We start from the raw sequence: 25,956 nt of genomic DNA on the forward strand, positions 1-25,956 counted from the left end.
CATTTCTTGCACGAGAGGATGGCGGGAAAACGTTTTTCGGAAATAATGGACAAACGTTTGTAACTGGATGTTTGTCTATGACGGAACGTGAACAAGAGATCCTCGCCCTGCTGCGCCAGGATCCCATGATTGCCCAACAGGATCTGGCAGACAGGCTCGGCATCAGCCGCTCGGCGCTGGCGAGCCACATCTCCAGCCTGATGCGCCAGGGCTATGTGCAGGGGCGTGGCTATGTGCTGCGCGAGGGTCCCTACGCCGTGGTGATCGGCGGCGCCAACATGGATATCTGCGGCTGCAGCCACGACAACCTGCGCATCGGTGACTCCAACCCCGGCAAGGTCCGCACCTCGGCCGGCGGGGTGGGGCGCAACATCGCCGAGAACCTGGCGCGGCTCGGCACCGATACCCGGTTGCTGACCGCGGTGGGCAACGATCAGTACGGTCACCACCTGCTGGAGGTGAGCCAGCGTGCCGGCGTCGACGTGCGCCAGGTGCTGGTGCTGGAAGGGCAGGCGACCTCCTGTTACCTCAGCCTGCACGATGGCAGCGGCGAGATGAGCTGCGCCGTCAACGACATGGCGATCATCGACGAACTCACCCCGGCAAGGCTCAGCCAGCTCAGCGGCTTCCTCGGCGCGGCCCGGCTCTGGGTGCTCGACACCAACCTCGCCACCCACACCCTCGACTGGCTGTTCGAGCGCCAAGGGGAGCACATCATCTTCGTCGACACCGTCTCGGTGGCCAAGGTGGAGAAGATCCGCCCCTGGCTGCACCGCATCCACACCCTCAAACCCAATCGCAGCGAGGCCGAGCAGCTGTGCGGCTTCCGCATCGCCGGCCCCGAGAGCTGGCCCATGGCGGCGGCCTGGTTCCACCGCGCCGGGGTGCAACGGCTGTTCCTGAGCCTCGGCGATCAGGGGATTTTCTATAGCGACGGGGAGTGCCAGGGCCATCTGCCCGTGCTCGGCAGCCCGGTCGTCAACGTGACCGGCGGCGGCGATGCCTTCATGGCAGGGCTGGCCCACGCCTGGTTGCTGGAGGCTGACATGGCCGAGACCACCCGTTTCGCCCTCGGCTGCGCCGCCCTCACCGTCAATTGTTCCGATACCGTCTTTTCCGGCCTATCCAAGGCCGCCGTTGAACGCATGCTGGAGGAGTACCCATGTTGAACGCTTATCTCGATATCCAACCAGAAGTGGCCGCGGCCCTGGCCGCCGGCAAACCGGTAGTGGCGCTGGAGTCCACCATCATCTCCCACGGCATGCCCTATCCGCAGAACGTGGAGACGGCGCGCCAGGTGGAGCAGGTGGTGCGCGATAACGGCGCCGTGCCGGCCACCATCGCCATCCTGGATGGCCGCCTCAAGGTGGGTCTGGATGCGGGGGCGCTGGAGGCGCTGGGTCGGGCCGGTCATGCCGCCATCAAGTGCAGCCGCCGGGACATCCCCTTCGTGCTGGCGAACAAGGGGCTGGGGGCGACGACCGTGGCCTCCACCATGATCATCGCCGCCATGGCCGGCATCCGGGTGTTCGCCACCGGCGGCATCGGCGGTGTGCACCGCGGTGCTCAGGAGACGTTCGACATCTCGGCGGATCTGCAGGAATTTGCCCAGACCCCGGTGGCCGTGGTCTGCGCCGGTGCCAAGTCGATACTCGACATCGGCCTGACCCTGGAGTATCTGGAGACCCAGGGGGTGCCGGTCATCGGCTACCAGACCGAGGAGCTGCCCGCCTTCTACACCCGCGAGAGTGGCTTCAAGGTGGATTACCGCCTCGATACCCCGGCTGCGATCGCACAGGCGCTGCGCCTGAAATGGGAGCTGGGGCTGGCCGGCGGCGCCGTGGTGACCAACCCGATCCCGACCGAGTTTGCCATGCCCAAGGCCGACATAGACGCGGCGATCGCGCAGGCGCTGCGCGAGGCGGACGAGCAGGGCGTCAAGGGCAAGGAGTCTACCCCCTTCCTGCTGGCGCGGGTGTGCGAGCTGACCGGCGGCAACTCGCTGGCGGCCAATATCCAGCTGGTGCTGAACAACGCCGCCCTAGGGGCGCGTATCGCCGCCAGCCTGTAAGGCGAAGTCATGCATGAACAAGAGGGCCTTCTGGCCCTCTTTGCTATTGTGCGCCGCTATGCCTGGTGGAGGGCGGCAGCCTGCTGGTCTGGATAAATAAACCCGGCCACCTGTCGCCTTTACCAGCGAATAACCTGCGAGGGATAACCCGAAATAGGGGCGAGGGTGGTCGGCGCCACCGAGGCATTATTGATAAGGTATTATCTCGAGCATTTAATAATGCATGTTAAATAAACCTAATTAATGTTCGATCATTGCTGCATATTTAATAATCGCTTTATTCAATGACCCCAATCTAATTAATAGGCTGTCATTCAGGCTCTGTCTGTTGATAATTCATACATCAGAATTTGGCTGTTTTTACCTCGCAAGTCCCCGCCATCAGTCCGTCAAAAATATATCAATCCATTGTTTTTAATGTGGTTTTTATCTATCCCATTTGATCCTGAGCAAATAATGCGCAACCTTTCCCGGTCAGGCTGAGGCTGCGATTGTTCGCGGACTCAAGGGAGAGAGAGAAATGAATAAATATTGTCTGCTGCTGGCACTGGTCTTGCCCGGGATGGGGTGGGCCACCGAGCCGGTGCAACCGATCGAGGCCGTCAAGCCGGGCTCGCCGGAGAAAGTCGAGTTGGGCAAGATGCTGTTCTTCGAGCCGAGGCTGTCAAGGTCCAACGCCATCTCCTGCAACTCCTGCCACAACCTGGCGACCGGCGGGGTGGACAACCAGGTCAGCTCCCTCGGCCACCAGTGGAAGGAGGGGCCGATCAACTCGCCGACCGTGCTCAACTCCAGCCTCAACTTCGTGCAGTTCTGGGATGGCCGTGCCAAGGATCTGAAGGAGCAGGCGGCGGGCCCCATCGCCAACCCGCTGGAGATGGCCTTCACCCACAAGCTGGCGGTCGAGACCCTGCACACCCTGCCCGAATACCGCGCCCGCTTCGATGCGGTCTACGGCAAAGCGGACTTTGGCATCGACGAGGTGACCGATGCCATCGCCGCCTTCGAGGAGACCCTGATCACCCCCAATGCCCCCTTCGATCGCTGGCTGAAAGGGGACGGCAAGGCGCTGACGGCGCGGCAGCTGAAGGGGTACCAGCTGTTCAAGGAGAAGGGCTGCACCGCCTGTCACAACGGGGTCGCCATCGGCGGCAACTCCTATCAGAAGATGGGGCTGGTCAAGCACTACCAGACCAGCAACCCGGCCCAGGGCCGCGGTGGCGTGACCGGCGAGCAGCAGTTCATCGGCTGGTTCAAGGTGCCGACCCTGCGCAACATAGCGCTGACCTATCCCTACTTCCACGATGGGGCGGTCTGGGATCTGAAGGAGGCGGTGCAGATCATGGCCGACATCCAGCTGGGTCAGCGTCTGAGCGAGCAGGAGGCCGACGACATGACCGACTTCCTCAAGAGCCTGACCGGGGATCAGCCGCAGATAGTGTTGCCCATACTGCCGCCGTCCCGAGCCGATACCCCGCGGCCTCAGGTCAAGAGCTGAGGGACATCACCAGAGCGGGGCCGGGCGCCCCGCTTTTCATGGGCATATCCAATTGATTAAACGGGAAAAATGTCCCGTTCAGCACAATGACAGGGGGATGACAATCCCCCAGCTGTCCGCAGGTTTTTGGCCGAATTGCAGTCATCTTCACATTTACGACATGCTCGCAAACTAGCCGATTGCCTGACTCCTCCGACCTGGTGTCAAATCACTCCGCCTAACACAAGGAGTGGCATAATAATGAATAATATTAATAAGTTAGTTCTGTCTATCGGATTTACTCTCAGCGCTTTCCCGACCCTGGCGGCGGGATTCCAGTGCAAGGATCACGTCACCCTGGGAGTCCCCAGTCAATCCAGTCAGCTGCTGTGCCGGGAAGGCTATGCCGCTGGCTACAACTACGACACCAAGGTCTCTGACTGGGTCTCTTATCGGATGACGGCGGCCAGCGCCCAGGGTCAGGTGCCGCGCAAGGATGCCTTCGCCGAAGATAAGGAGGTGCCGGTGCAGTTCCGCGCCACCCTGGCGGACTACAAGGGTTCCGGCTATGACAGGGGTCATCAGGCGCCGGCGGCGGACATGCGCACCAGCGCCACCACCATGAAGCAGAGCTTCCTGCTGACCAACATGACGCCGCAGTTGCCGGCGCTCAATCAGGGGGCCTGGCGCATCCTGGAGGAGAAGACCCGCCAGTGGGCCATCGCCTATGAGGAGGTCCAGGTGATCACCGGTCCCATCTTCACCAACTCGGATGCCGCCATCGGCAACGGCGTCGCCGTGCCCCATGCCTATTACCGGGTGGTGATGGACGTGGCCAATCGGGAGGCCATCGCCTTCATCCTGCCCCAGGAGAACGTGTCGGCCAGCCGGCTTGCGGACTACATAGTGACGGTGGACGCGGTGGAGGAGCAGACCGGGCTGGACCTCTTCGCCGAGCTGCCGGATGAGCCGGAGGAGGCCATGGAATCCCAGCTGATGGCGATGTGGTGATGGTCAGTCGCAGCTAACACAACAGGGGCCAAGGCCCCTGTTGTCATTTACTGATCTCATCGCCCACCTTCTTGACGGTGTCCCGGGTGCCGTGGCCGATCTCCCGGGTCACGTCCCGGGTGGTGTGGCCAATCTCGCGGGTCACATCGCGGGTGGTGTGCCCCACAGTCCGGCCCGCCTCCTTGATGTCGGCACAGCCGCCGGTCAGGGCGCCAAGGGCCAGGCAAAGTGCCAGCGGTGCCATCCAGTTACGCATCATGCCGTACTCCTTCTCGTGTCATCGATGCTGCCATTCCGATGGGACATTATGGCCAGCTGGGCAGCGGATGGGCAACCAGCAGGGTGTGGCCGGGCCCCGGGATCTCGTGCTCGGCCTCCACGTGGAAACCCGCCTCGCGCAGGCACTGGTACATCTGCTTGGAGTGGTAGAAGCGGCTGTCGCCGTTGGCGATGGCGGTGAAGTAGAGGGAGGTGGCGTTGAGACAGAAACTGGCGGCCTCGAAGCTCTGCCTGTCCCAGAACAGCTCGAGGATGCAGACCCTGGCCCCTGGCTTCATGTGGCGGCGAATGCGTTTGAGGATGGCGACTATCTGCGGGTGGCTGAAGCAGTCGAGGAACTGGCTCATCCACCAGATGTCTGCCTCACCCGGCAGCGGCCCGTCGGCGTCGAGCATGTTGACGGCATGGCCGTCGACCCGCTCCGCCAGCCCGGCCTCTGCTATCCGGGGCTGGGCCAGGGCGAGCTGCTCCGGCAGATCCAGTATGGTGACGCTGAGTGCAGGATCCCGGGCCGCGCAGGAGAGGGCCCACTTGCCGGTGTTGCCACCCACGTCATAGAGCCGCCGCGGCCGGTAGCTCAGCACATGATCCTGGGCCTGGCGGAAGGCCCAGTCGGAATAGAAGTGATCGAAGGCAAACCAGCTGGCCCGCGCCGGCTCGGGCAACTCATCGAGGTGGGGATAGATGGTGGCCCAATCGGGGTTGAACAGCTTGAGCCCCTCGGGCTTGCCCTCGCGAATGGCGCTGAGCAGGTGGGCGAGGGGCTGATAGCAGACGTGCTGGGTGAAATCCATGTTGACCCGGGTCATGGGGTCGTTCTGCAGGTATTTGCCGACCCTGCCGAGCACGTAGCGCTCGTCGGCCAGATGACAGAGCCCGCCGCCCAGCCCCATGTCCAGCAGCACCGAGACCGCATATTCGCTGAGCCCGCAGTGGCCGGCTATCTCGGCCGTGGTGGCGCCCGCCTTGCCGCACTGCTCCAGGTAGGCCAGCACGCCGGTCTCGCGCAGGCACCAGCTCGCCTGGAACAGCATGGGGGCGAAGGCGATGCGCTGGGCCTGACTGATGGCGTCGAGGGCATCATATTGCTCGCACTGATAATGTTTCACTGGGCGGCTCTCGTGGTGGGTGATGGGTGGTTGGGGCGAAACAGCCCGGCCTGGCTCGGGCCGCCATTGATGATTGTTCCGCGGTGCTGCTGCTTATTAACTGGAACAATAAGACATCATTATCTGGCGGCTTTCAATAAAAGGCGACTACAAACAAAGGGTTATATTTTATGCTGCCTACTCTTTCTGAAAAATAATGCTATGATGGCCGGCATCATCAATGGTGGTAATAGGTTGGCTATTCGCTCGGCATGGACTCGCTGTACCCTGTCGCCGGCTGAACCGCTTATTGCTCATGATCCCTAACGCCGCAACAGGACGGAGCGTCGCTATCATGCTCTCATTTTCACTCCTCGATGCACAGGCGCTCTCCCCCGGTCTGGATCAGACAGGCCAGTGGCGGCAGTGGGCCGAGCAGGGCCGCTGGCCCGCCGACGCCTCCTTGCCGCCGACCCCGCTGCTGCCCATGATGATGGCCCGCCGCCTCAGCGCCGGCGCCCGGCTCGCGGTGCAGCTGGGGCTGGAGATGCTGGCCCGCCACCCCGTCGACAGCGTCATCTTCGTCAGTCGCCACGGCGAACTGGCCCGCTCCATGACGCTGTTGCAGGGGCTGGCGGCGGGCAAGCCCCTCTCTCCCACGGATTTCTCCATGTCGGTGCACAACACGGCGGCCGGGATCTGCTCCATTCAGGGCAAGGCGGCGCTGCCCATGAGCTCACTCGCCGCGGGGGAGGGCAGCCTGATGGCGGGGCTGACCGAGGCGGTCGCCACTCTGAGCGTCAACAACGGTCGTGTGCTGCTGGTGGCCTTCGAGGGCGAGATCCCGGCCTTCCATCGGCGCTGGCTGTCGGCAACCCCGCCCTATGCGGTCGCGCTGGTGCTGGCGGACGAGCCGGACGGGGAGCGCTGGCGTTGCGACAGCCGGCGGGCCGAGACCCGGCCTCCCGCATTGGCCCAGCCTCTGGCATTCTGGCGCGCGCACCTGTTGCAACAAGCCGGCTGCCTGCTCGGGGATGGGCGCCAGGAGTGGTCATGGCGGCGCGACTGAACCGGCTCTGGCGGCTGGCGGGCACCGCCCTCGGCTTCACCTTGTTTGGGCTGGGCGGCCTGCTGCTCAGCCTCTGCTGGTTCCCGCTATTGGCGCTCTGCCTGCGGGGGGAGCGGCGCCGCACCCTGGCCCAGGCCAGCATCAAGCAGAGTTTCCGGCTGTTTATGGGGCTGCTCAGGGGGTTGGGGGTGCTCGACTACAGGGTGAGTGGCCTGCCGGACTCCCTGCGCGGCGTGCTGGTGGTGGCCAACCACCCCAGCCTGCTGGACTATGTGATGCTGGCCGCCGAGCTGCCGGCCTGTGACTGCATCGTCAAGCAGGCTTTGTGGCATAATCCCTTTCTCGGTGGCGTGGTGCGTGCCGCCGGCTACATTCCCAATGTGGAGGCCGAGCAACTGCTGCCGCGCTGCATCGAGCGGGTGCGCCAGGGGGGCCTGCTGCTGGTGTTCCCTGAAGGCACTCGCACCACCCCGGGCCAGCCGATCCGGCTGCAGCGGGGCGCCGCCCAGCTCGCGCTGCGCGGCCAGCTGCCGCTGCAGCCCGTGCGGATCCAGTGCAGCGAGCGCTTCCTCACCAAGCAGGACAAGTGGTACCGGACCCCGGCCAACAAGCCCTGCTTCACCCTGGAGTTTCTGCCGCAGATCCATGCCGCAGAGGTGGTCGACGGCTCGCAGCACGGCGCCCTGGCCGCCCGCCAGTTAACCCGGTTTCTTACCCGGGTCCTGCAACCCGGGACCCCATGACAGCCTATGGAAGAGCAATGCAAGACCTGCAACAAGAGATAAAACGACTCATCATCGACAGCCTCAATCTGGAAGGCTTGAGCCCGGACGACATCGACAGCCAGGCGCCGCTGTTTGGCGACGGTCTGGGTCTGGACTCCATCGATGCGCTGGAGCTGGGGCTCGCCATCAAGGGGCGTTACGGCATAGTGCTCTCCGCCGATGACGAGAACACCCGTCGCCACTTTGCCAGCGTCGATGCCCTGGCGGCGCTGATCCAGGCGCAGGCCGGATCCCGCCCCCTCGTGGAGAAACCGTGATGAACAGAGACGACATCTTTGCCCAGGTGAAGGCCACCCTGATCGACTTGTTCGAAGTGGACGAGGCCGCGGTCACCCCGGATGCCCAGCTCTATCAGGATCTGGAGCTCGACAGCATAGACGCCATCGATCTGGTGGTGCACCTGCAGAAGCTGACCGGCAAGAAGATCAAGCCGGAGGAGTTCAAGTCGGTGCGCAGCGTCGGTGACGTGGTCGATGCGGTCCAGCGCCTGATGGATGAGGCCTGAGCCGGCGATGAGACCCAAGCCGCACGGAGCACGGCCATGAGGCGTCAGCTCTCTCGTCTGAGTCGGTCATGATGCTGCTCTCCCTCCTGAGTCGGGGGCGGCCATCATGATCCGGCTGCTCTCCCTCCTGAGTCGGGGGCGGCCGTCATGATCCGGCTGCTCTCCCTCCTGAGTCGGGGCGGCCGTCATGATCCGGCTGTTCTCCCTCCTGAATCGGGGGTGGCCATCATGATCCGGCTGCTCTCCCTCCTGAATCGGGGGCGGCCGTCATGATGCGGCTGCTCTCCTTGCTGGCGGGCGGCCTGCTGCTGCTCTATCCCCTCGCCGTGTACTGGGGGCTGACCCATTGGGGCGGCTCCGCCCTGCTCGTCATCCTGCTGGTGACCTTCGCCCTGCGGCTATTGCCCGGGGTTGCCCCGGTGCGCGAGTGGCTGCTGCTCGGCCGTCTGCTCGCCTGTGTTGGCCTGCTGCTGACGGGGCTCAGCGCCCTCTTCTCGGCCCAGCACTGGCTGCTCTACTACCCCCTCGTCGTCTCCCTGGCGCTGCTCGGCCTGTTTGGCTGGAGCCTGAACCAGCCCATGACGCTGGTGGAGCGGCTCGCCCGCCTGACCGATCCCGACCTGCCCCCGGCCGGGGTGCGCTACACCCGCACCGTGACCCGGGTCTGGTGCGGTTTCTTCGTGCTCAATGGCACCCTGGCCGCCGCCACCATCTGGCACGGGGATCTCGCCCTCTGGAGCCTCTACAACGGCCTGGTCAGCTATCTGCTGATGGGCTTGTTGATGGGGGCCGAGTATCTGGTGCGCCTGCGGGTCAAGCGGAGCTTTGCCTCATGAGGGGGCCAGCGAACCTGCTCGCCGCCATCTGGGGGCGGGAGGACGAGGAGCCGGTGGCGTTCGGCCCCCAGGGGGATTGCCGCTTCGGCACCCTGCGCCTTGACAGCGAGGCACTGGCTGCCCGATTGGCGAGCCTGCCCGCCCGGCGCTGGGCGCTCTGTTTCGACGACAGCCTGCTGTTTGCCCAGGCGCTGCTGGCCTGTGCCCTGACGGGGCGCGAGGTGGTGCTGCCCGGGCACCAGCGACCAGCCGCCCTGGCCGAGCTGCAGGATCACTTCGATGGGGTGCTGACCGATAGCCAGCCACTGGGGGAGGGGATCACCGCCCCCTGGCTGCAGTTGCCGCTGGCGGATGCCCAGCCCCATCAAGGGCCGGCTGCCGGCTGGCCCGCCCCCCAGGGCCTGCGGCTGACCCTGTTTACCTCGGGCTCCACCGGCGCCCCCAAGGCGATCCCCAAGGCCTGGCACCAGCTCGAGGCCGAGCTGCTAGTCCTGCAGGCGCTCTGGGGCGAGCGGCTCGGCGGCGCCCGCCTGCTGGCGAGCGTCAGCCATCAGCACATCTACGGCCTGCTGTTTCGCATCCTGCTGCCCCTGGTGCTAGGCGTTCCCTTCGCCCGCACCCTGACGCTCTATCCGGAGCAACTGCTTGATCAGCCGGGCAAGTGGGGGCTGATCGCCTCCCCGGCCTTCCTCAGCCGGCTCGATCCCGGCCTCGGGGCGACGGGGTGCTGCCTCATCGTCTCCTCCGGCGGCCCCCTGGCCCCGGCGGATGCGAACCGGGCCCACGAGCTGCTCGGCCAGCTGCCGGTGGAGATCTTCGGCAGCAGCGAGACCGGCGGCATCGCCTGGCGCCAGAGCCCGGCGCCGGACACCCCCTGGCGGCCCATGCCGGGCGTCAGGGTCGCGCTGGCGGATGAGGATTGCCTGCTGCTGCACTCCCCCTTCCTGCCCGATGGCGAGCCGCTGCTCTGCGCCGATCGCATCCGGCTGACCGACAGCGGTTTTCATCTGCTGGGGCGAGGGGATCGGCTGGTGAAAATCGAGGAGAAACGCATCTCCCTCGATGAGGTCGAGAGCCGGCTCATGGTGCTGCCCTGGGTGGCGGCGGCGGCCGTGCTGCCGCTGACGGTAGGGAGCCGACAACTGCTCGGCGCCGTGCTGGTGTTGACGCCAAAGGGCCAGGCCCGGTGGCAGGCGCTGGGACCAGGCCGCTTCCTCATCGCCCTGCGCGAGCTGCTCAGACCCTGGCTCGAGCCGGTGGCGCTGCCGCGCCGGGTGCGCATCCAGCCGGCGCTGCCCCTCAACAGCCAGGGCAAGCGGCCCTGGGCCGAGCTGAAGGCACTGTTTGACGAGGCGCCCGTTGATGTACAAAACACGGACTCGTCACAGGCCGACTCGCCACAGAAGGACAAGATGGATCGACAGGGATCCGTCCCCATGCAGATAAGCGGGCTACCCACCCTGCTCGAGCAGCGCTGGCTGGACGGCACCCTGGTGCTGCGCCTGCGGCTGGAGGCGGACTTGCCCTGGTTTGTCGGCCATTTTCCCGGCGCCCCCCTGCTGCCCGGGGTGACCCAGGTGCACTGGGCCATGCACTATGGCCGCGCGCTGCTCGGCCTGACCGGCGCCTTCGGCGGCATGAGCCAGCTCAAGTTTCAGCGCCCCTTGCGCCCGGATCAGGAGTGCGAGCTGCACCTGAGCTGGCAGGCCGAGCGGGAGCAACTGCTGTTCAGCTACCGGCTCGGGGATGAGCATGCCAGCAGCGGTCGGGTGCGGCTATGTCCCTGAAACCCTGCCTCCTCATTCCCTGCTACAACCATGCGGCCCCCCTGGCCGGGGTGCTGGCCAGGCTGAAACCCCTGGGGCTGCCCTGCCTGCTGATCGATGACGGCAGCGAGCCCGTCGCGGCGGCGGCCCTCGACGCCCTGGCAAAGGAGCATGGGGATTGGCTCAGCCTGCTGCGCCACCCCGAAAACCTCGGCAAGGGGGCCGCCGTGATGACCGGGCTCAGGGCCGCACTGGCGCGCGGTTTCAGCCATGGGGTGCAGATAGACGCGGACGGTCAGCACGAGCTGTCCGACGTGCCTCGCCTGCTGGCGGAGGCGACGGCTCACCCGGCTGCCCTGGTGTCGGGCCGCCCCCTCTATGACGACTCTGTGCCCAAGGGGCGTCTCTATGGCCGCTATGTCACCCATGTCTGGGTCTGGATAGAGACCCTCTCCTTCGCCATCGAAGACAGCATGTGCGGCTTTCGGGTCTACCCCTTGGCGGCGAGCTGCGCCCTGTTTGACGAGGTGCGCCTCGGCCGGCGGATGGATTTCGACACCGAGGTGATGGTGCGCCTCCATTGGCGCGGGGTGCCGGTGCGCTTCGTGCCGACCCGGGTCATCTATCCCCAGGACGGCAGCTCCCACTTCCGGCTCTGGCGAGACAACCTGGCCATCTCCTGGATGCACACCCGGCTGGTGTGCCGCCTGCTCTGGGATCTCGGCGGCAAGCTGCTCGGCTTACCGGCCCGGCTCTGGCAACAGGGCAAGGTGCGCTGGTCAGGTACCCCAGACAGGGAGGGGGCCAGCCCGCAAGGGGAGGGCTGGCTGGCCTGGGGCAAGCGTCACTGGTCACGCACCCCCGAGCGGGGCTCCTGGCTCGGCATGCAGATCATGCTGGCCAGCTATCGGCTGCTCGGCCGGGGCGGCTTCAAGGCGCTGCTCTACCCCGTCATCGGTTACTTCTGGCTGACCGGGCGCCGCCAGCGGGCGGCCTCGGAGCAGTATCTGGCCCGGCTCGAGGCGTTTGCGGTGGCCAACGACATTCCACTGCCCGCGGGATCGAGATCCAGCTTTCGCCACTTCCTGCGCTTTGGCGAGGCGGCGCTGGACAAGCTGGCGGGCTGGCGCGGCGACATCCCCCCCGAACAGGTCGAGCTGGTGGGGCGCGAGCATTATGAGGCGGCGCTCGCCTCGGGCCGCGGCCTGCTGCTGCTCGGCTCCCACCTCGGGGATCTCGAGCTGTGCCGGGCGCTCGGCACCCGGGACGGCCAGGTACGCATCAATGCCCTGGTGTTCACCCGCCACGCGGCGCGTTTCAACGCCCTGCTCAAGCAGATCAACCCGGGCGCCAGCCTCAATCTCATCCAGGTGCAGGAGATGGGGGCCGACACCGCCATCCTGCTCAAGGAGAAGATAGAGGCGGGGGAGTGGGTGGTGATCGTCGGGGATCGCACCTCGGTGACGCGGGAGAAGCGGGTAGTCTGGGCCGATTTTCTCGGCCAGCCGGCCCCCTTTCCCCTCGGCCCCTTCGCCCTGGCCAGCGTCTTGGCCTGCCCCGTCTACCTGATGTTCGGCCTCAAGGAGCAGGGGCGTTTTCGCGTCCATTTCGAGCCCTTCGCCGAGCGCCTGCTGCTGCCCCGTGCACAGCGGGAGGCTGCCCTGCACCACTGGGTGCAGGCCTATGCCGACCGCCTGCAGCACCACTGCCTGCGGGCGCCGCTGGACTGGTTCAACTTCTTCGATTTCTGGCAGCTGACTCATGATGAACAATGATCTCCCCCCCTCCCAGCAGGCCGATGAGGCCCTGGTCACCTTTGGCGCTGGCCGGCTCACCATAGAGCAGGTGGTGGCCCTGGCCGAGGGGCATGCCAAGCCGGTGCTCAACCCGGATCCCGCCTTTATGGCCCGCATCCAGCGCGGCGCCGACTTTCTCGACCGGCTGCTGGCGGAGGAGGGGGTCATCTACGGGGTGACCACCGGCTATGGCGACTCCGTGACCCGGGCCGTGCCGCCGGCCCTGGTGGCCGAGCTGCCCCTGCACCTGACCCGCTTCCATGGCTGCGGCCTGGGGGAGGATCTCGATGTGACGGCCGGACGCGCCGTGCTGGCGACCCGGCTCTGCTCCCTGACCCAGGGGGTCTCCGGGGTCAGCCCGGCCCTGCTGGAGCGGCTCTGCTGGCTGCTGGAGCAAGATCTGATCCCGCGCATCCCCGAGGAGGGGTCGGTCGGCGCCAGTGGCGATCTCACCCCCCTCTCCTACGTGGCCGCCGTGCTGGTGGGGGAGCGCGAGCTCTATCGGGACGGTCGGCTGGCGAGCACCGCCGAGGTCTATCAGGCCCTGGGTGTCAGCCCCCTGACGTTGAGACCCAAGGAGGGGCTGGCACTGATGAACGGCACCTCGGTGATGACGGCGCTCGCCTGTCTGGCCTATGCCCGCACCGACTACCTGATGCGGCTGGCGACCCGGATCACCGCCCTGGTCAGCGTCGCCATGGCCGGCAATGCCTTCCACTTCGACGAGCGGCTGTTCGCCGCCAAGCCGCACCCCGGCATGCAGGGCATCGCCGCCTGGCTGCGCGCCGATCTGCAGAGCGGGGAATTGCCGCGCCACAGCGACCGTCTGCAGGACAGATATTCCCTGCGCTGCGCCCCCCACGTCATCGGCGTGGTGGCCGACAGCCTGCCCTGGTGGCGCCAGCTCATCGAGAACGAGCTCAACAGCGCCAACGACAACCCGCTCATCGATGGTGAAGGCGAACATGTGATGCATGGCGGCCACTTCTATGGTGGCCACATCGCCATGGCCATGGACAGCATGAAGACGGCGGTGGCGAACCTGGCGGATCTGCTCGATCGCCAGCTGGCGCAGCTGGTGGACACCAAGTTCAACGGCGGCCTGCCGAGCAACCTCTCCGGCGCCAGCGGCGAGCGGCGCATGATCAACCACGGCTTCAAGGCGGTGCAGATCGGGGTCTCCGCCTGGACCGCCGAGGCGCTCAAGCTGACCATGCCCGCCAGCGTCTTCTCCCGCTCCACCGAGTGCCACAACCAGGACAAGGTGAGCATGGGCACCATAGCGGCGCGGGATGCCCTGCGGGTGCTGACCCTGAGCGAGCAGGTGGGCGCCGCCTGCCTGCTGGCGGCGGTGCAGGGGGTCGAGCTGCGCCTTGGCGTGCAGCAACGGGGTCTGGAAGAGTTGAGCCAGCCGTTGCAAGGGATGGTGCTGGCGGTGCGCGCCCATCACCCGGCGCTGGTGGAGGACAGGGCGCTGGAGCAGGAGCTCAGGGCGCTGATCGCCCGACTGCAAGGACGTCACTATGAGTTGTATGGGGAGGATAAAGATGCAGAGTGAACCCTGGATGCTGAGTCACAGCATCGAGATCGAGATCCCGTTCCACGACATCGACATGATGGCTGCGGATGTCTGGCACGGCCCGATGGAGAGCCTGTATGCAGCATGAACCCTGGATGCTGAGCCACAGCATCGAAATCGAAATCCCGTTTCATGACATCGACATGATGGCGGTGGCCTGGCATGGCCACTACGTGCGTTACATCGAGCTGGCCCGCTGCGCCCTGCTCGAGCGGATCGACTACAACTACCCCCAGATGGCGGCCTCCGGCTACCACTGGCCCGTCATCGACATGCGGCTCAAGTACATGGCGCCGCTGCGCTTTGGCCAGAGGGTGCGGGTCGAGGCCAGATTCAGCGAGTACCAGAACCGGCTCAAGATCGAGTACCAGCTGTTCGATGCCATCAGCGGGGTGCGCACCAGCAAGGGCTACAGCATCCAGGTGGCGGTGAACCAGGAGAGTGGCGAGATGTGCCTTGCCTCGCCCAGGGTGCTGCTCGACAAGCTGGGAGTGAGTGAATGAGGCGGCTCTTGATGAAGGGAATGCGCGGCTGGCTCTGTGCCTGTCTGTGGCTGATGTTGCCGGGGGTGGTGCAGGCTGCCCCCATGACCCAGGCCGAGGTGCGCGAGCTGCTGAGTGCGCAGCCGGCCCAACGAGCTCGCTTCGAGCAGGAGAAGCAGGTGGTCGGGCTGGCCCAGCCCCTGAAAGCCAGCGGCGAGCTGCTGCTGGCGCGCGGCCAGGGGCTCTGGTGGCATCAGTTGCAGCCCTTTGAACTGGCGCTGAGTCTGACTGCCCAGCGCATGCGTCAGCAGGTTGGCCAGGGGCCTGTTCAGGTTATCGACAATCCCCAACTGCTCGAATTCAGCGGCATGCTGCTGGCCCTGTTCGGTTCGGATGAGCAGGCACTGACCCGCTATTTTTCCCTCGACTTCCAGTCCACCGAGCAGAGCTGGACCCTGGTGCTGACGCCGCTGGCGGCGCCACTGAACAAGGTATTTTCCAGTCTGACGTTAGGCGGTGGCAAGCAGCTGGATCGGCTCGTGATCGCCGATCGCCAGGGGGATGAGACCCGCATCCGCTTCTCTCACTGGCAGGCGGTGAGTCTCCCCCTCTCTGCCGAGGAGCAGGCCCATTTTGCCCCCTGAAAACCCTGGCGACGCCGCATCCTCTCCCACACGGCCATCCCCCGTCCGGGGCTGGAGCGAGCCGACCTGGCGCCGGCTCTCCTGCCTCTGGCTGCTGCTCAGCCTGTTGGCGCTGGCGCTGCTCGGCTGGCAGCTCTCTCACAGCCGCATCAATACCAGCCTGATGGATCTGCTGCCCCACGAGGAGAGATCCATACTGGATCCGGCCCTGCGCGGTGGCCTGTTGCGCCAGCTCGACAAACAGCTGGTCTGGATGCTGAGCCTGCCGGCGGGGCAGGATGGTCGCGTCGTGGCAGAGGAGTGGGCAAAGGCCCTGAGCGCCTTGCCCGAGCTCAGCGCGGTGCGCGGTGCCCAGCCGGAGCTGGCCCCCGCCTGGCAAGGCTTCATCTATGACTATGCCTGGCAGCGCCTCGATGAGGGCAGCCGGGCCAGGCTGGCCGCGGGGCCCGAGGCCTGGAGCCAGTGGGTGCTCGGCCAGATCTACAGCCCCTTCGGTGGCGTCTCCCGCCCCGAGTGGCAAGCCGATCCCCTGCTGCTGACCCGCGCCGGGGTGCAGGGTCAGGCGGCCACGGCCCTGCGCCTCGATCAGGGCTGGTTGATGAGCCGGGACGAGGCGGGGCGGCAGTGGTTTCTGCTGCGAGCCGAGCTGGACCTCTCGGCCTTCGATCTCTCTCGCAATAGCGAGCTGCTGGCCCGGCTCAACGCGGCAGAGCAGAGCCTCAAGGCCCAGTATCCCGGGCTGGAGCTGCTGCGCCGTGGCACCCTCTTCTACAGCCAGCATGCCAGTGACCTGGCTCAGGAGGATATCTCCACCATAGGGCTCGGCTCCACGTTCGGGGTCTTGCTGCTGATGTGGTTGGCGTTCCGCTCTGGTCGTGCGCTCTGGATCTCCCTGCTGCCCATCGCCATCGGCCTCGCCTGGGGGGTGTTGGCCGTGCTGCTGTGGTTTGGCGAGGTGCACCTGTTCACCCTGGTGATCAGCTCCAGCCTGGTCGGCGTCATCGATTACGGGATCCATTTCCTGACCGAGCGGCGCCTGCACGGGGACCAGGAGAGCCCCCACCAGACTCGCGCCCGCTTGCTGCCAAGCCTCTCGATGGCGCTGTTCGCCACCCTGGTGGGCTATGGCCTGCTCTGGCTCGCCCCCTTCCCCGGCTTGCAGCAGATGGCGCTGTGCGCCCTGGTGGGGCTGACGGCCTCGTTTATTACCGTGCTCTGCCTGTTCCCGCTCTGGCTCGGTGACTTGCCCCAGCGGGAAGCGCGCATCCTGGTGCCGATGGCGCTCTGGCTCAAGTGGTGGCGCGAGATCCGTGCCTTGCGCTGGGGCGTCCCACTGCTCTGGCTGATCCTGATAGGGGTGGGATTGAACCGGCTAGAGGTCGATGACGATATCGCCCGGCTGCAGCCGCTGCCCACCGAGCTGCAGGCACAGGAGCGGCAGATCCAGCACCTCACCGGCCAGCAGGGGGGCATGACGGGCTTCCTGGTGACGGCGACGGATGGCGAGACCGCCTTGCAGCGGCTCGAAGCCATGAGTCATAAGCTGGCTCAGGCCAGGGCGCAGGGTCAGCTGGCAGGTTTCGTTTCGCTGGCACAGTGGCTGCCGTCCCAGGCGCAGCAGCGGGCGGATCATGCCGCCCTCACTCGGCTGTTGCCCGAGGTGGTGGCGCGGCTCAATCAGGTCGGCGTGCCGGTCGAGGCCAAGCCGAGATCCTGGCATCCCCTGACTCCCGAGCACTGGCTGGCCAGCCCGGTCAGCGAGGGCAGTCGACTGCTCTGGCATGGGTTGCCAGATGGTCGGGTGGCGCTCTGGCTGCCGGTGAACGGGGTGACGGAAGTTGCCGCCGTGGCAAAGCTGGCGCAGGGGCAGGAGGGGGTCTTCTGGCAGGATCCGCGCAACCAGTGGAGCCAGCTGTTTGCCCACTACCGTATCAAGCTGACCGAGCTGCTGCTGGTGGCCATCGCCCTGGTGGGCCTGCTGCTCTGGGTCCGGTTTGGCTGGCGCAAGAGCGTGCGGATCCTGCTGATCAGCGGATTTTCGCTGGGGGCCGGTCTGGCCCTGCTCGCCGCCTGTGGCCAGCCGCTCACCCTGTTCGGGGTGCTGGCCATGAGCCTCATCTTTGGCATCGGCATCGACTACAGCCTCTTCTTTGCCTACAGCGGCGGGGATCCCCTGCGCCAACGCTCGACCATGTTCGCCATCTTGCTGGCGAACCTGACCACCCAGCTGTCGTTCGGCCTGCTGGCCCTGAGCCACACCTCGGCCATCGCCGGCTTCGGTCTGGTGCTCAGCGGCGGTATCTTCACCGCATTCCTGCTCTCACCACTGGTACTGGAGAGGCGATGACCCCATGACCACTAGCCACCACAGCTCTTCGGGAGCCATGATGAAGTTGTTCTTGTCCCTGTTGTTCGCCACCTTGCTGAGTGCCTGCGCCAGTCAGCCCGTGCCCGATAATCGTGCCTTCCTGAGCCCGGACACCAGCCTGCTGCTGCCGGCCCCGCTGCGGGCTCAGCCGCTCTATCGCCAGCAACTGCTGAGTGCCACGAGCAAGGGCGGCCAGCATCAGCTGCTGACCGTGCTGGAGGCCGATGGCCACCGGCTCACCCTGGTGGGGCTGACCCCCAGCGGGATCCGGCTGTTTCGGCTGAGTTATGACGGCGAGCGGATCCAAACCGAGCAGCTCTCCAGCCTGCTGGGAGGGGCGGCCCTGCCCCCGGTGGCCCAGGTGCTCGCCGACGTGATGCTGAGCTACTGGCCCATCGCCGCCTGGCAGCCACAGCTGCCCAAGGGCTGGCGACTCGAGGACGAAGGCATGGTACGCCGTCTGACCGATCCCGATGGCAAACTGGTGAGCGAGATCCACTACCGGCAGATCGCCGGCGAGCGCGAGCCGGTGCGGCTGATCCAGCACGCCTTCGATTACCAGCTGCAGATGGAGAAATTGGCGCCATGAGCCTGAATTTGAAGGATCGCCCGCCGGTTGCCCCCTGCTACATCCGGGACTACGGCCTGATCTGCGCCCTGGGGGAGGGCAAGGCGGCGGTGTCCGCGGCCCTTGCCCGCTGGCAGGGGCAGGGCATCAGCCCACTGGATGCGGAGTCGCAGGCCCTGAGCGATGGCCGGCTCACCCCGGTCGGCCGGGTGAGTGCGGCGCTGCCCTCTGTGCCCGCGGCGCTCTCGGCCTATGACTCGCGCAACAACCGCCTGTTGCTGGCGGCCCTTGCCCAGATCCGGCCAGGGTTCGATGAGCTCAGGGCCCGGCTGGGGGCGGATCGCATCGCCATAGTGCTGGGCACCAGCACCTCTGGGATCGCCGAGGCCGAGGCGGCGGTCGCCGCCACGCAGGCCGGCCAGCCGCTGCCGGCCGGATTCGACTATCGCCAGCAGGAGCTGGGCTCGCCGAGTGAATTTCTGGCCCGCCACTTGGCCCTGACCGGCCCGGCCTACACCCTTTCCACCGCCTGCTCCTCGAGCGCCCGCGCCTTCATCAGCGGCCAGCGGCTGCTGGCGGCCGGGCTGGCGGATGCGGTCATCGTCGGCGGCGTCGACAGCCTGTGCGGCCTGACCCTCAACGGCTTCGACAGCCTGGAGTCCCTCAGCCTGGCGCGCTGCCGCCCCTTCGCCGCCGAGCGGTGTGGCATCAACATCGGGGAGGGGGCCGCCCTCTTCCTGCTGAGCCGGGAGCGTGCCGGACTCGCCCTGCTCGGCACGGGCGAGTCGTCCGATGCCTGGCATATCTCGGCGCCCCATCCTGAGGGGCTGGGGGCCGAGGCCGCCATGCGCATGGCGCTGCTCCAGGGGGGCATCGAGGCCAAAGCGCTCGACTACATCAACCTGCACGGCACCGCGACCAAGCTCAACGACGAGATGGAGAGCAAGGCGCTGGCCCGGCTGTTTGGTGCGGGCGAGACGGCGCCCTGCAGCTCCAGCAAGATGCTGACCGGCCACACTCTTGGGGCGGCCGGCGCCATCGAGGCGGCGCTCTGCTGCCTGCTGATGGAGCAGGCACTGCCGCCGCCCCCGCAGGGGGAGGCACAGGATCCGGCCCTGGCCCCCATCCGGCTGGTGCGGGCAGGGGAGGCGGGCAGACCGCTGGCCCGGGTGCTGTCGAACTCCTTCGCCTTCGGTGGCAATAACGTCAGCCTGCTGTTGGGGCGTATCATCTCGGGGAAGGAAGGAGAACCGCCCCATGAATGAGATAGCCATCGCCGAGTTGCTGCCCCATCAGGCCCCCATGTTGCTGCTGGATCGGTTGCTCGATTACCGGGGGCAGCGGGTGCGCTGCGAGACCCGGGTCGGCGCACGCCACGGCCTGCTGCTCGATGAACAGGGCAACTTGCCCGCCTGGGTCGGTCTGGAGCTGATGGCCCAGACCATAGCCGCCTGGGCGGGGATGCGGGGGCGTGAGCGGGGCGAGCCGGTGCGCATCGGCATGCTGCTCGGCAGCCGCCAGTATCGCTGCCAGGTGCCGGCGTTCGCGGCCGGGGAGCGGCTGGTGATCGAGGCCGAGTGCCTGCTGGAAGATGGCGGCATGGCCAGTTTTGAGTGCCGGATCCTGCGGGGAGACGAGCCCTGCGCCGAGGCGCGCCTCAGCACCTACCTGCCCGGCGATGCCGAGCTGGCCGAGTTGCTGGCACAGCCTTAGGTCCCGGCCAAAGCGCTGGGCGAAGAGACCGGTTTATCTGAATCTGTTAGAGAAGGATCGAATATGAGTTCCACCGTATTGGTGACGGGCGCCAGCAAGGGCATAGGCCGCGCCATCGCCCTGAAGCTGGCCGCCGATGGCTTTCACATAGTGGTGCACTATCACGGCGACAGCGCCGGCGCCGAGGCGACCCTGGCCGCCATAGTGGCGGCGGGAGGAGAGGGGCGGCTGATCCAGTTCGACATCTCGGATCGGGCGCAGTGCCGCAGCCGGCTCGAGTCCGACATCGAGGCCCATGGCGCCTACTACGGCGTGGTCAGCAACGCCGGGGTGATCCGCGATGGCGCCTTCCCGGCCCTGACCGACGAGGACTGGGACGGGGTGCTGCACACCAATCTGGACGGTTTCTACAACCTGCTCAAGCCCTGCATCATGCCGATGATAGGGCTGCGCCGGGGGGGCCGCATCGTCACACTGTCATCGGTGTCCGGCATCATGGGTAATCGCGGCCAGGTCAACTACAGCGCCGCCAAGGCGGGCATCATAGGGGCCAGCAAGGCCCTGGCGCTGGAGCTGGCCAAGCGCAAGATCACGGTCAACTGCGTGGCCCCCGGCCTCATCGACACCGGCATGGTCAATGCCGAGGTGGAGGCCGAGGCCATGAAGATGATCCCCCTCAAACGCATGGGCCAGGCCGAGGAGGTGGCGGGGCTGGTCTCCTACCTGATGTCTGATATCGCCGCCTATGTGACCCGGCAGGTCATTTCTATTAATGGAGGCATGGCATGAAGGGTATGAAGCGAATGGGACTGGTCTCCTACCCGCAGTCAAATTCAGACATCGCCGCCTATGTGACCCGCCAGGTCATTTCTATTAATGGAGGCATGGCATGAAGGGTATGAAGCGAATGGGACTGGTCTCCTACCCGCAGTCAAATTCAGACATCGCCGGCTATGTCACCCGCCAGGTGATCTCGATCAACGGGGGCATGGTATGAGCGGGGATGTGAGACTATGGGGCCAACTTGAGCAGGCAGAGTGGAGCAGAGCAGCATGAAGCGTGTCGTAGTCACCGGCATGGCCGGAGTGACCGCCTTCGGTAACGACTGGCAGAGCGTGGGGCCACGCCTGCGGCAGGAGCACAACGCCGTGCGCCAGATGCCGGAGTGGGATGTCTATGAGGGGCTCAATACCCGACTGGCGGCGCCCATCCTGGATTTCGCGCTGCCGGCCCATTACCCGCGCAAGAAGACCCGGGCCATGGGGCGGGTCTCGGAGCTCGCGACCGTGGCGACCGAGCTGGCCCTGACCCGGGCCGGGCTCATCGATCATCCGGTCCTGACCGGCGGTCGCACCGGCATCGCCTACGGCTCCTCCATCGGCAGCACCGGGCCCATCAGCGACTTCGGGGCCATGCTCAACGACAAGACCACCGCCAGCATCACCGCCACCACCTATGTGCAGATGATGCCCCACACGGCGGCGGTCAATACCGGCCTCTTCTTCGGCCTGCGCGGCCGGGTGATCCCCACTTCCAGCGCCTGCACCTCCGGCAGCCAGGGCATAGGCTACGCCTACGAGTCCATCAAGCACGGCTATCAGGATCTGATGGTGGCCGGGGGTGCCGAGGAGCTCTGCCCCTCGGAGGCGGTGGTATTCGACACCCTGTTCGCCACCAGCCTGATGAATGACAGCCCGGCGCTGAGCCCGCGGCCCTTCGATCGGGACCGCGATGGCCTGGTGATCGGGGAGGGGGCGGGCAGCCTGATCCTGGAGGAGCTGGAGCATGCCCTGGCGCGCGGCGCCCCCATCTTCGCCGAGCTGGTGGGCTTTGCCACCAACTGCGATGCGGCCCATGTCACCCAGCCCCAGCAGGAGACGATGCAGCTCTGCATGGCACTGGCGCTGGCCGATGCCGGCCTGCAGGCCGGGGACATCGGCTACATCAGCGCCCATGGCACGGCCACCGAGCGGGGCGATATCGCCGAGAGCCACGCCACCTCGGCCCTGTTCGGGGACAAGACCCCGATCTCCTCCCTCAAGAGCTACTTAGGCCACACCCTGGGGGCCTGCGGCGCCATCGAGGCCTGGCTCTCCCTCGAGATGATGGCCGAGGGCTGGTTTGCCCCCACCCTCAACCTGAACGAGCCGGATCCCGCCTGCGCCCCGCTGGATCATATCCGCAGCGGCGGCCGGACGCTGGCGGTGGACTATCTGATGTCCAACAACTTCGCCTTTGGCGGCATCAATACCTCCCTCATCTTCAAGCGCTGGCCCTAGCCGCCGGCCAACAGGCTGGAAATAAAAAGAGGCGCCCAGGGGCGCCTCTTTTTATGGGTGATGAGCAGAGCTCATTTCTTGGGACGAAATGGCTTGATCACGCTCTCGTCGCACTCGAGATAGGGGCCGTCCATCAGATCGATGCAATAAGGAATGGCGGGGAAGACCGCGTCCAGACAGTCGCGGATCGACTTGGGTTTGCCCGGCAGGTTGACGATGAGCGAACTGCCACGCAGGCCGGCGGTCTGGCGGGAGAGGATGGCGGTGGGCACGAACTTGAGGGACTCGGCCCGCATCAGCTCGCCGAAGCCCGGCATCATGCGATCGCACACCGCCTCTGTGGCCTCCGGGGTGACATCCCGCTTGGCCGGCCCGGTGCCGCCTGTGGTGACGATGAGGCAGCACTGCTCCTCATCCGCGAGTGCAATCAGGGTCGCCTCAATCTGATCCTGCTCATCCGGGATGAGCCGATAGACGGGCTCCCACTCAGAGGTCAGGTAGCTGCCCAGGGTGTCTATGATGGCCTTGCCGGACAGGTCTTCGTAGATGCCCGCGCTGGCGCGATCGCTGACGGTGACGATACCGATTCTTGCCTTGCTCATGCTCTGCCCTTGCTCATTCGAAAAAGTGGTAAATAAAATAACATAATCAGATAGATATGTTAAATCAGCGGGGCGGGTATGGGGAGGGTCGCCAGAATGGAGAGCCGAACGAAAAACCGATCCGCCCCCACCGATGAATAGGGAATAAGGGCGGGTATATAAACATGTAAAATTTATAAAAAAACTGACGCAGGCCGAATGCCGATAATTACATGAATCATAAAGAATAAATGTTTAGCCTCGCCAACATATCGCCCCACTGATGGGGAAATGGACTCCTGTGGCACGGGGCAGGCCGAACCAGAATCGCCGTCATCTTATATAACCATCCTTACGGACAGTGAAATTATGTGCTGAGCGTAGTCGTGGAAGTGTCACACATGAGGCTTCTGGCCAGGAGGGCATATGGAGCTGCCTGATTTCGATACTCTGAAACACTGGGCCCTCGACGAGCCGGAGCGGCTCGATGAGCTGTTGCACCAGCAAATAGATGCCCTGATCGCGCAGGTGGGGCCGGATCGGCAACGGCGGCTGCGGGGCCTGCAATTTCGCATCGATTGCCAGCGGCGTCTGGCCCGGAATAATCTGGATAGCTGCATCCGGATCGCCAACATGATGCACGACTCTTTCTATGCCATGCGCCGTCATATGAGCCAGCTGCAGGAGGAGTCATCGGCACGGGAAGAGGAGCAGCCGCCGCTGAATAATGTGATTCAACTGTCGGATCATAGGCGCAATAAATAAGGTATTGGCACCCGGCTCTCTTTATTCCCCCGCATATTCTTGCAGGCAAACCACCCGATGTTAATTAGTTGGGTGGTTTGTTATTTGCTGCCAAGCGGCGCTGGGCGCCGGATAAATAACATCTGGGCTGGCTAAATCATCAGATATGGGTGAAGGACTATACCGTTTGGGGTAGTATCTCGGCACATTTCATCTTGCTACGACTCTAAGGGATTATGAGAAGTATCACGCCAAGAAGGGTGCTGTCACCGGAACAACAGACAGAGATCACCCGGATCATCGTCAAGGTGGGCCAGCTGCTGGCTCAACATGGGGCCGAGGGGCGCATCATAGAGCAGACCACGGTCCGGCTCGGGTTGGCACTTGGGTTGGAGAGCGTCGAGATGGCGATCTCCGCCAGCGCCATAGTGCTGACCAGCCTCTATCAGGGCAACTGCGTAACCACCACCCGCCGGGTGCGGGATCAGGGCATCAACATGCAGGTGGTGTGCGAGGTTCAGCGCCTCTGCATCCTGGCGGAGAAGGAGCTTGTCGGGGTGCGGGAGGTACGCCAGCGGCTCGACGGCATAGTGCCATTCCACTATCACCCCTGGCTGGTGGTGCCCATGGTGGGGCTCTCCTGCGGGGCCTTCAGCCTGTTGTTCGGCGGCGACTGGCCCATCTTCCTGGTGACCTTCGTCGCCTCTGCGGTGGCGATGCGGGTGCGCCAGGTGATGGCCCGCCATCATCACAGCCCGCTCATCAACTTCGCCGTGACCGGGTTTGTCGCCACCCTGATCGCCTCCAGCGCCACCTACTTCCAGTGGGGAGACCAACCCTATCTCACCATGGCGGCCAGCGTGCTGTTGCTGGTGCCGGGCTTCCCGCTCATCAACGCCGTGTCCGACATGGTGAAGGGCTACTTCAATCTGGGGCTGGCCCGCTGGGGCACGGCGACCCTGCTCACCGTCAGCGCCGTCATCGGCATAGTGCTGGCCATGTCGGTCACCGGGATCTGGGGCTGGAAGCTGTGGTGGGACTCGATATGAGGCGAAATGAAAGGGCCTGCGGGCCGGCGCCATCCCCCCTAGGTGCAACATTTATCCGCCGCCAGCAGTTGCCGGTTCGGCTCAGCAGGGAATGGGGGGTTGCGCCATGATGGATCTGCTCCTGTTGCTGGCCAGGGATGCGTTCTGGTCGGCCATCCCGGCGGTGGGCTTCGCCATGCTGTTCAACGTGCCGCCGCGCATGCTGAAGTATTGCGCCATGGGCGGTGCCCTGGCCCACAGCCTGCGCACCCTGCTGATACATTACGGCATGCCCATCGAGTGGGCCACCCTGGCGGCGTCCACCACGGTCGGCTTTGTCTGCGTCTACTGGTCGCAGCGTCTGCTGGCCCCCCGGCCGGTGTTCAGCGTCGCCTCCATCATCCCCATGATCCCCGGCAGCTATGCGTTCAAGACCATGATCGCCGTGGTGGAGCTCAACATCTCGGGGGTGACTACCGAGCTCATCCATCATGCGGTGACCAATGGCCTCAAGGTGTTGTTTATCGTGGGGGCGCTCAGTTTCGGTTTGGCGATCCCCTCCCTGGTCGTGTACCGTAATCGGCCCATTGTCTGAGACAGGCTGCAAGAGGCTGAACCCATGCAAATTTCCATGATTGCCGCCATGGCGCAGGATCGCGTTATCGGGCTGGACAACCAGATGCCCTGGCACCTGCCCGCCGATCTGGCCCACTTCAAGCGGGTCACGCTCGGCAAGCCGGTGCTGATGGGGCGCAAGACCTTCGAGTCCATCGGTCGGCCGCTGCCCGGTCGTCGCAACCTGGTGATCAGCCGCAACCCCGATTACCGGGTCGATGGGGTGGAGGTGGTCGATTCGGTCGAGGCCGCGCTGGCGCTGCTGGCGAGCGGCGAGGCGGTGGATGAGCTGATGGTGATCGGCGGTGGCCATCTCTATGGCCAACTGCTGCCGAGGGCGGATCGTCTCTACCTGACCCGGATCGAGCTGGCGGTCCCGGGGGACACCCGTTTCCCCGCCTTCGATGAGGGGGAGTGGCAGTGCCTCGAGCGCGAGGCTCACCCGGCGGACGAGAAGAACCCGCACCCCTACCGTTTCGAGACCTGGCAGCGACGCTAGTCCACTCGCACCAAGCAGGCCCCTCCCGTTGCGAGGGGCTTTTTTTTGGCTCTGTCCCAATTACATGTTGAAAGGCTAACCTTGAAGTAGGTCATCACCCGAGGGCCGCCATCATGGATACCCAAGCCTTTCAACACCTGCTGTCTCTCTTCCCACAGCTCAGCTTGCGCCAG

27 protein-coding genes are annotated in these 25,956 nt (G+C 65.4%); 24 read left to right on the forward strand and 3 right to left on the reverse strand.

Features of this window, described 5'->3' with window-relative positions; all coding sequences use genetic code 11:
* Positions 1-77: 77 nt before the first annotated feature.
* The 4 genes from KW825_RS16750 (at position 78) to KW825_RS16765 (ending at position 4,559) form a co-directional block, all read left to right on the forward strand.
* Positions 78-1,169, forward strand: a complete 1,092-nt coding sequence (locus KW825_RS16750; RefSeq protein ID WP_218290503.1) for a PfkB family carbohydrate kinase — start codon at positions 78-80, stop codon at positions 1,167-1,169.
* Positions 1,163-2,071 (forward strand): pseudouridine-5'-phosphate glycosidase, encoded by a 909-nt coding sequence (locus KW825_RS16755; protein WP_218329847.1) that lies wholly within the window; start codon positions 1,163-1,165, stop codon positions 2,069-2,071. The genes KW825_RS16750 and KW825_RS16755 overlap by 7 nt, the downstream gene beginning before the upstream one ends.
* Before the next feature lie 520 nt (positions 2,072-2,591).
* Complete coding sequence (locus KW825_RS16760; protein ID WP_218329848.1) at positions 2,592-3,569, forward strand: cytochrome-c peroxidase; 978 nt, start codon at positions 2,592-2,594, stop codon at positions 3,567-3,569.
* Between the two features lie 240 nt (positions 3,570-3,809).
* Positions 3,810-4,559, forward strand: a complete 750-nt coding sequence (locus KW825_RS16765) for a DNA/RNA non-specific endonuclease (RefSeq protein ID WP_218329849.1) — start codon at positions 3,810-3,812, stop codon at positions 4,557-4,559.
* 43 nt (positions 4,560-4,602) lie between these two features.
* On the opposite strand, the gene KW825_RS16770 is transcribed toward KW825_RS16765, so the two are convergent.
* Together KW825_RS16770 and KW825_RS16775 are read right to left on the reverse strand one after the other, a co-directional pair.
* Positions 4,603-4,818, reverse strand: coding sequence for a hypothetical protein (locus tag KW825_RS16770; RefSeq protein ID WP_218329850.1), 216 nt, complete (start codon positions 4,816-4,818; stop codon positions 4,603-4,605).
* Positions 4,819-4,864: 46 nt separating this feature from the next.
* Entirely contained in the window at positions 4,865-5,947 is a 1,083-nt protein-coding gene (locus tag KW825_RS16775) for a methyltransferase (protein WP_218290507.1), read from the reverse strand.
* 334 nt (positions 5,948-6,281) lie between these two features.
* Between KW825_RS16775 and KW825_RS16780 the strand changes: the two genes are divergently transcribed.
* From KW825_RS16780 to KW825_RS16860, 16 genes are all read left to right on the forward strand, one after another.
* A complete protein-coding gene (locus KW825_RS16780; RefSeq protein WP_218329851.1) occupies positions 6,282-6,995 on the forward strand; it encodes a beta-ketoacyl synthase chain length factor in 714 nt (237 codons plus the stop codon).
* Entirely contained in the window at positions 6,980-7,738 is a 759-nt protein-coding gene (locus KW825_RS16785; RefSeq protein ID WP_218329852.1) for a 1-acyl-sn-glycerol-3-phosphate acyltransferase, read from the forward strand. Before KW825_RS16780 ends, KW825_RS16785 begins: the two co-directional genes overlap by 16 nt.
* Positions 7,739-7,755: 17 nt before the next feature.
* Positions 7,756-8,037, forward strand: coding sequence for a phosphopantetheine-binding protein (locus tag KW825_RS16790; RefSeq protein WP_042651722.1), 282 nt, complete (start codon positions 7,756-7,758; stop codon positions 8,035-8,037).
* Positions 8,037-8,285, forward strand: a complete 249-nt coding sequence (locus tag KW825_RS16795; RefSeq protein ID WP_042651723.1) for an acyl carrier protein — start codon at positions 8,037-8,039, stop codon at positions 8,283-8,285. The genes KW825_RS16790 and KW825_RS16795 overlap by 1 nt, the downstream gene beginning before the upstream one ends.
* Before the next feature lie 269 nt (positions 8,286-8,554).
* On the forward strand, positions 8,555-9,121 hold the full coding sequence (locus tag KW825_RS16800) for a hypothetical protein (RefSeq protein ID WP_218329853.1): 567 nt from the start codon (positions 8,555-8,557) through the stop codon (positions 9,119-9,121).
* Entirely contained in the window at positions 9,118-10,908 is a 1,791-nt protein-coding gene (locus KW825_RS16805) for an AMP-binding protein (protein WP_218329854.1), read from the forward strand. The genes KW825_RS16800 and KW825_RS16805 overlap by 4 nt, the downstream gene beginning before the upstream one ends.
* Positions 10,905-12,662: a glycosyltransferase gene (locus KW825_RS16810; RefSeq protein ID WP_218329869.1), complete on the forward strand. Its 1,758-nt coding sequence runs from the start codon at positions 10,905-10,907 to the stop codon at positions 12,660-12,662. The genes KW825_RS16805 and KW825_RS16810 overlap by 4 nt, the downstream gene beginning before the upstream one ends.
* Positions 12,652-14,241, forward strand: coding sequence for a histidine ammonia-lyase (gene hutH / locus KW825_RS16815; protein ID WP_218329855.1), 1,590 nt, complete (start codon positions 12,652-12,654; stop codon positions 14,239-14,241). Before KW825_RS16810 ends, hutH begins: the two co-directional genes overlap by 11 nt.
* 98 nt (positions 14,242-14,339) lie before the next feature.
* Positions 14,340-14,765, forward strand: coding sequence for a thioesterase family protein (locus KW825_RS16820; protein ID WP_218329856.1), 426 nt, complete (start codon positions 14,340-14,342; stop codon positions 14,763-14,765).
* A gap of 11 nt (positions 14,766-14,776) precedes the next feature.
* Positions 14,777-15,388, forward strand: a complete 612-nt coding sequence (locus tag KW825_RS16825) for an outer membrane lipoprotein carrier protein LolA (protein ID WP_218329857.1) — start codon at positions 14,777-14,779, stop codon at positions 15,386-15,388.
* A 91-nt stretch (positions 15,389-15,479) separates the two neighbouring features.
* A complete protein-coding gene (locus KW825_RS16830; protein ID WP_218329870.1) occupies positions 15,480-17,735 on the forward strand; it encodes an MMPL family transporter in 2,256 nt (751 codons plus the stop codon).
* 40 nt (positions 17,736-17,775) lie between these two features.
* A complete protein-coding gene (locus KW825_RS16835; protein ID WP_126623274.1) occupies positions 17,776-18,345 on the forward strand; it encodes a DUF3261 domain-containing protein in 570 nt (189 codons plus the stop codon).
* Positions 18,342-19,589: a beta-ketoacyl-[acyl-carrier-protein] synthase family protein gene (locus KW825_RS16840; RefSeq protein WP_218329858.1), complete on the forward strand. Its 1,248-nt coding sequence runs from the start codon at positions 18,342-18,344 to the stop codon at positions 19,587-19,589. Before KW825_RS16835 ends, KW825_RS16840 begins: the two co-directional genes overlap by 4 nt.
* Positions 19,582-20,037 carry a thioester dehydrase gene (locus tag KW825_RS16845; protein ID WP_218329859.1) on the forward strand — a complete coding sequence of 152 codons (456 nt, stop codon included), beginning with the start codon at positions 19,582-19,584 and terminating at the stop codon, positions 20,035-20,037. Before KW825_RS16840 ends, KW825_RS16845 begins: the two co-directional genes overlap by 8 nt.
* 63 nt (positions 20,038-20,100) lie before the next feature.
* Positions 20,101-20,826: a 3-ketoacyl-ACP reductase FabG2 gene (locus KW825_RS16850; protein WP_218290516.1), complete on the forward strand. Its 726-nt coding sequence runs from the start codon at positions 20,101-20,103 to the stop codon at positions 20,824-20,826.
* A gap of 263 nt (positions 20,827-21,089) precedes the next feature.
* A complete protein-coding gene (locus KW825_RS16860) occupies positions 21,090-22,316 on the forward strand; it encodes a beta-ketoacyl-ACP synthase (RefSeq protein ID WP_218329860.1) in 1,227 nt (408 codons plus the stop codon).
* Between the two features lie 71 nt (positions 22,317-22,387).
* Here the strand turns inward: KW825_RS16860 and mog are convergent, their stop codons facing one another.
* Positions 22,388-22,918 (reverse strand): molybdopterin adenylyltransferase, encoded by a 531-nt coding sequence (mog, locus tag KW825_RS16865; protein WP_218329861.1) that lies wholly within the window; start codon positions 22,916-22,918, stop codon positions 22,388-22,390.
* 405 nt (positions 22,919-23,323) lie between these two features.
* On the opposite strand from mog, the gene KW825_RS16870 reads away from it, so the two are divergent.
* The 4 genes from KW825_RS16870 (at position 23,324) to folA (ending at position 25,783) form a co-directional block, all read left to right on the forward strand.
* On the forward strand, positions 23,324-23,662 hold the full coding sequence (locus tag KW825_RS16870) for a DUF3135 domain-containing protein (RefSeq protein ID WP_218329862.1): 339 nt from the start codon (positions 23,324-23,326) through the stop codon (positions 23,660-23,662).
* A gap of 215 nt (positions 23,663-23,877) precedes the next feature.
* Positions 23,878-24,690, forward strand: coding sequence for a threonine/serine exporter family protein (locus tag KW825_RS16875; protein WP_218329863.1), 813 nt, complete (start codon positions 23,878-23,880; stop codon positions 24,688-24,690).
* Positions 24,691-24,796: 106 nt separating this feature from the next.
* On the forward strand, positions 24,797-25,264 hold the full coding sequence (locus KW825_RS16880; protein ID WP_042644223.1) for a threonine/serine exporter family protein: 468 nt from the start codon (positions 24,797-24,799) through the stop codon (positions 25,262-25,264).
* Between the two features lie 24 nt (positions 25,265-25,288).
* Entirely contained in the window at positions 25,289-25,783 is a 495-nt protein-coding gene (gene folA / locus KW825_RS16885; RefSeq protein ID WP_218329864.1) for a type 3 dihydrofolate reductase, read from the forward strand.
* Positions 25,784-25,956 lie beyond the last annotated feature (173 nt).

The organism is Aeromonas sp. sif2433, assembly GCF_019218705.1.
In the GTDB taxonomy this organism is placed as follows: Bacteria; Pseudomonadota; Gammaproteobacteria; order Enterobacterales; family Aeromonadaceae; genus Aeromonas; species Aeromonas encheleia.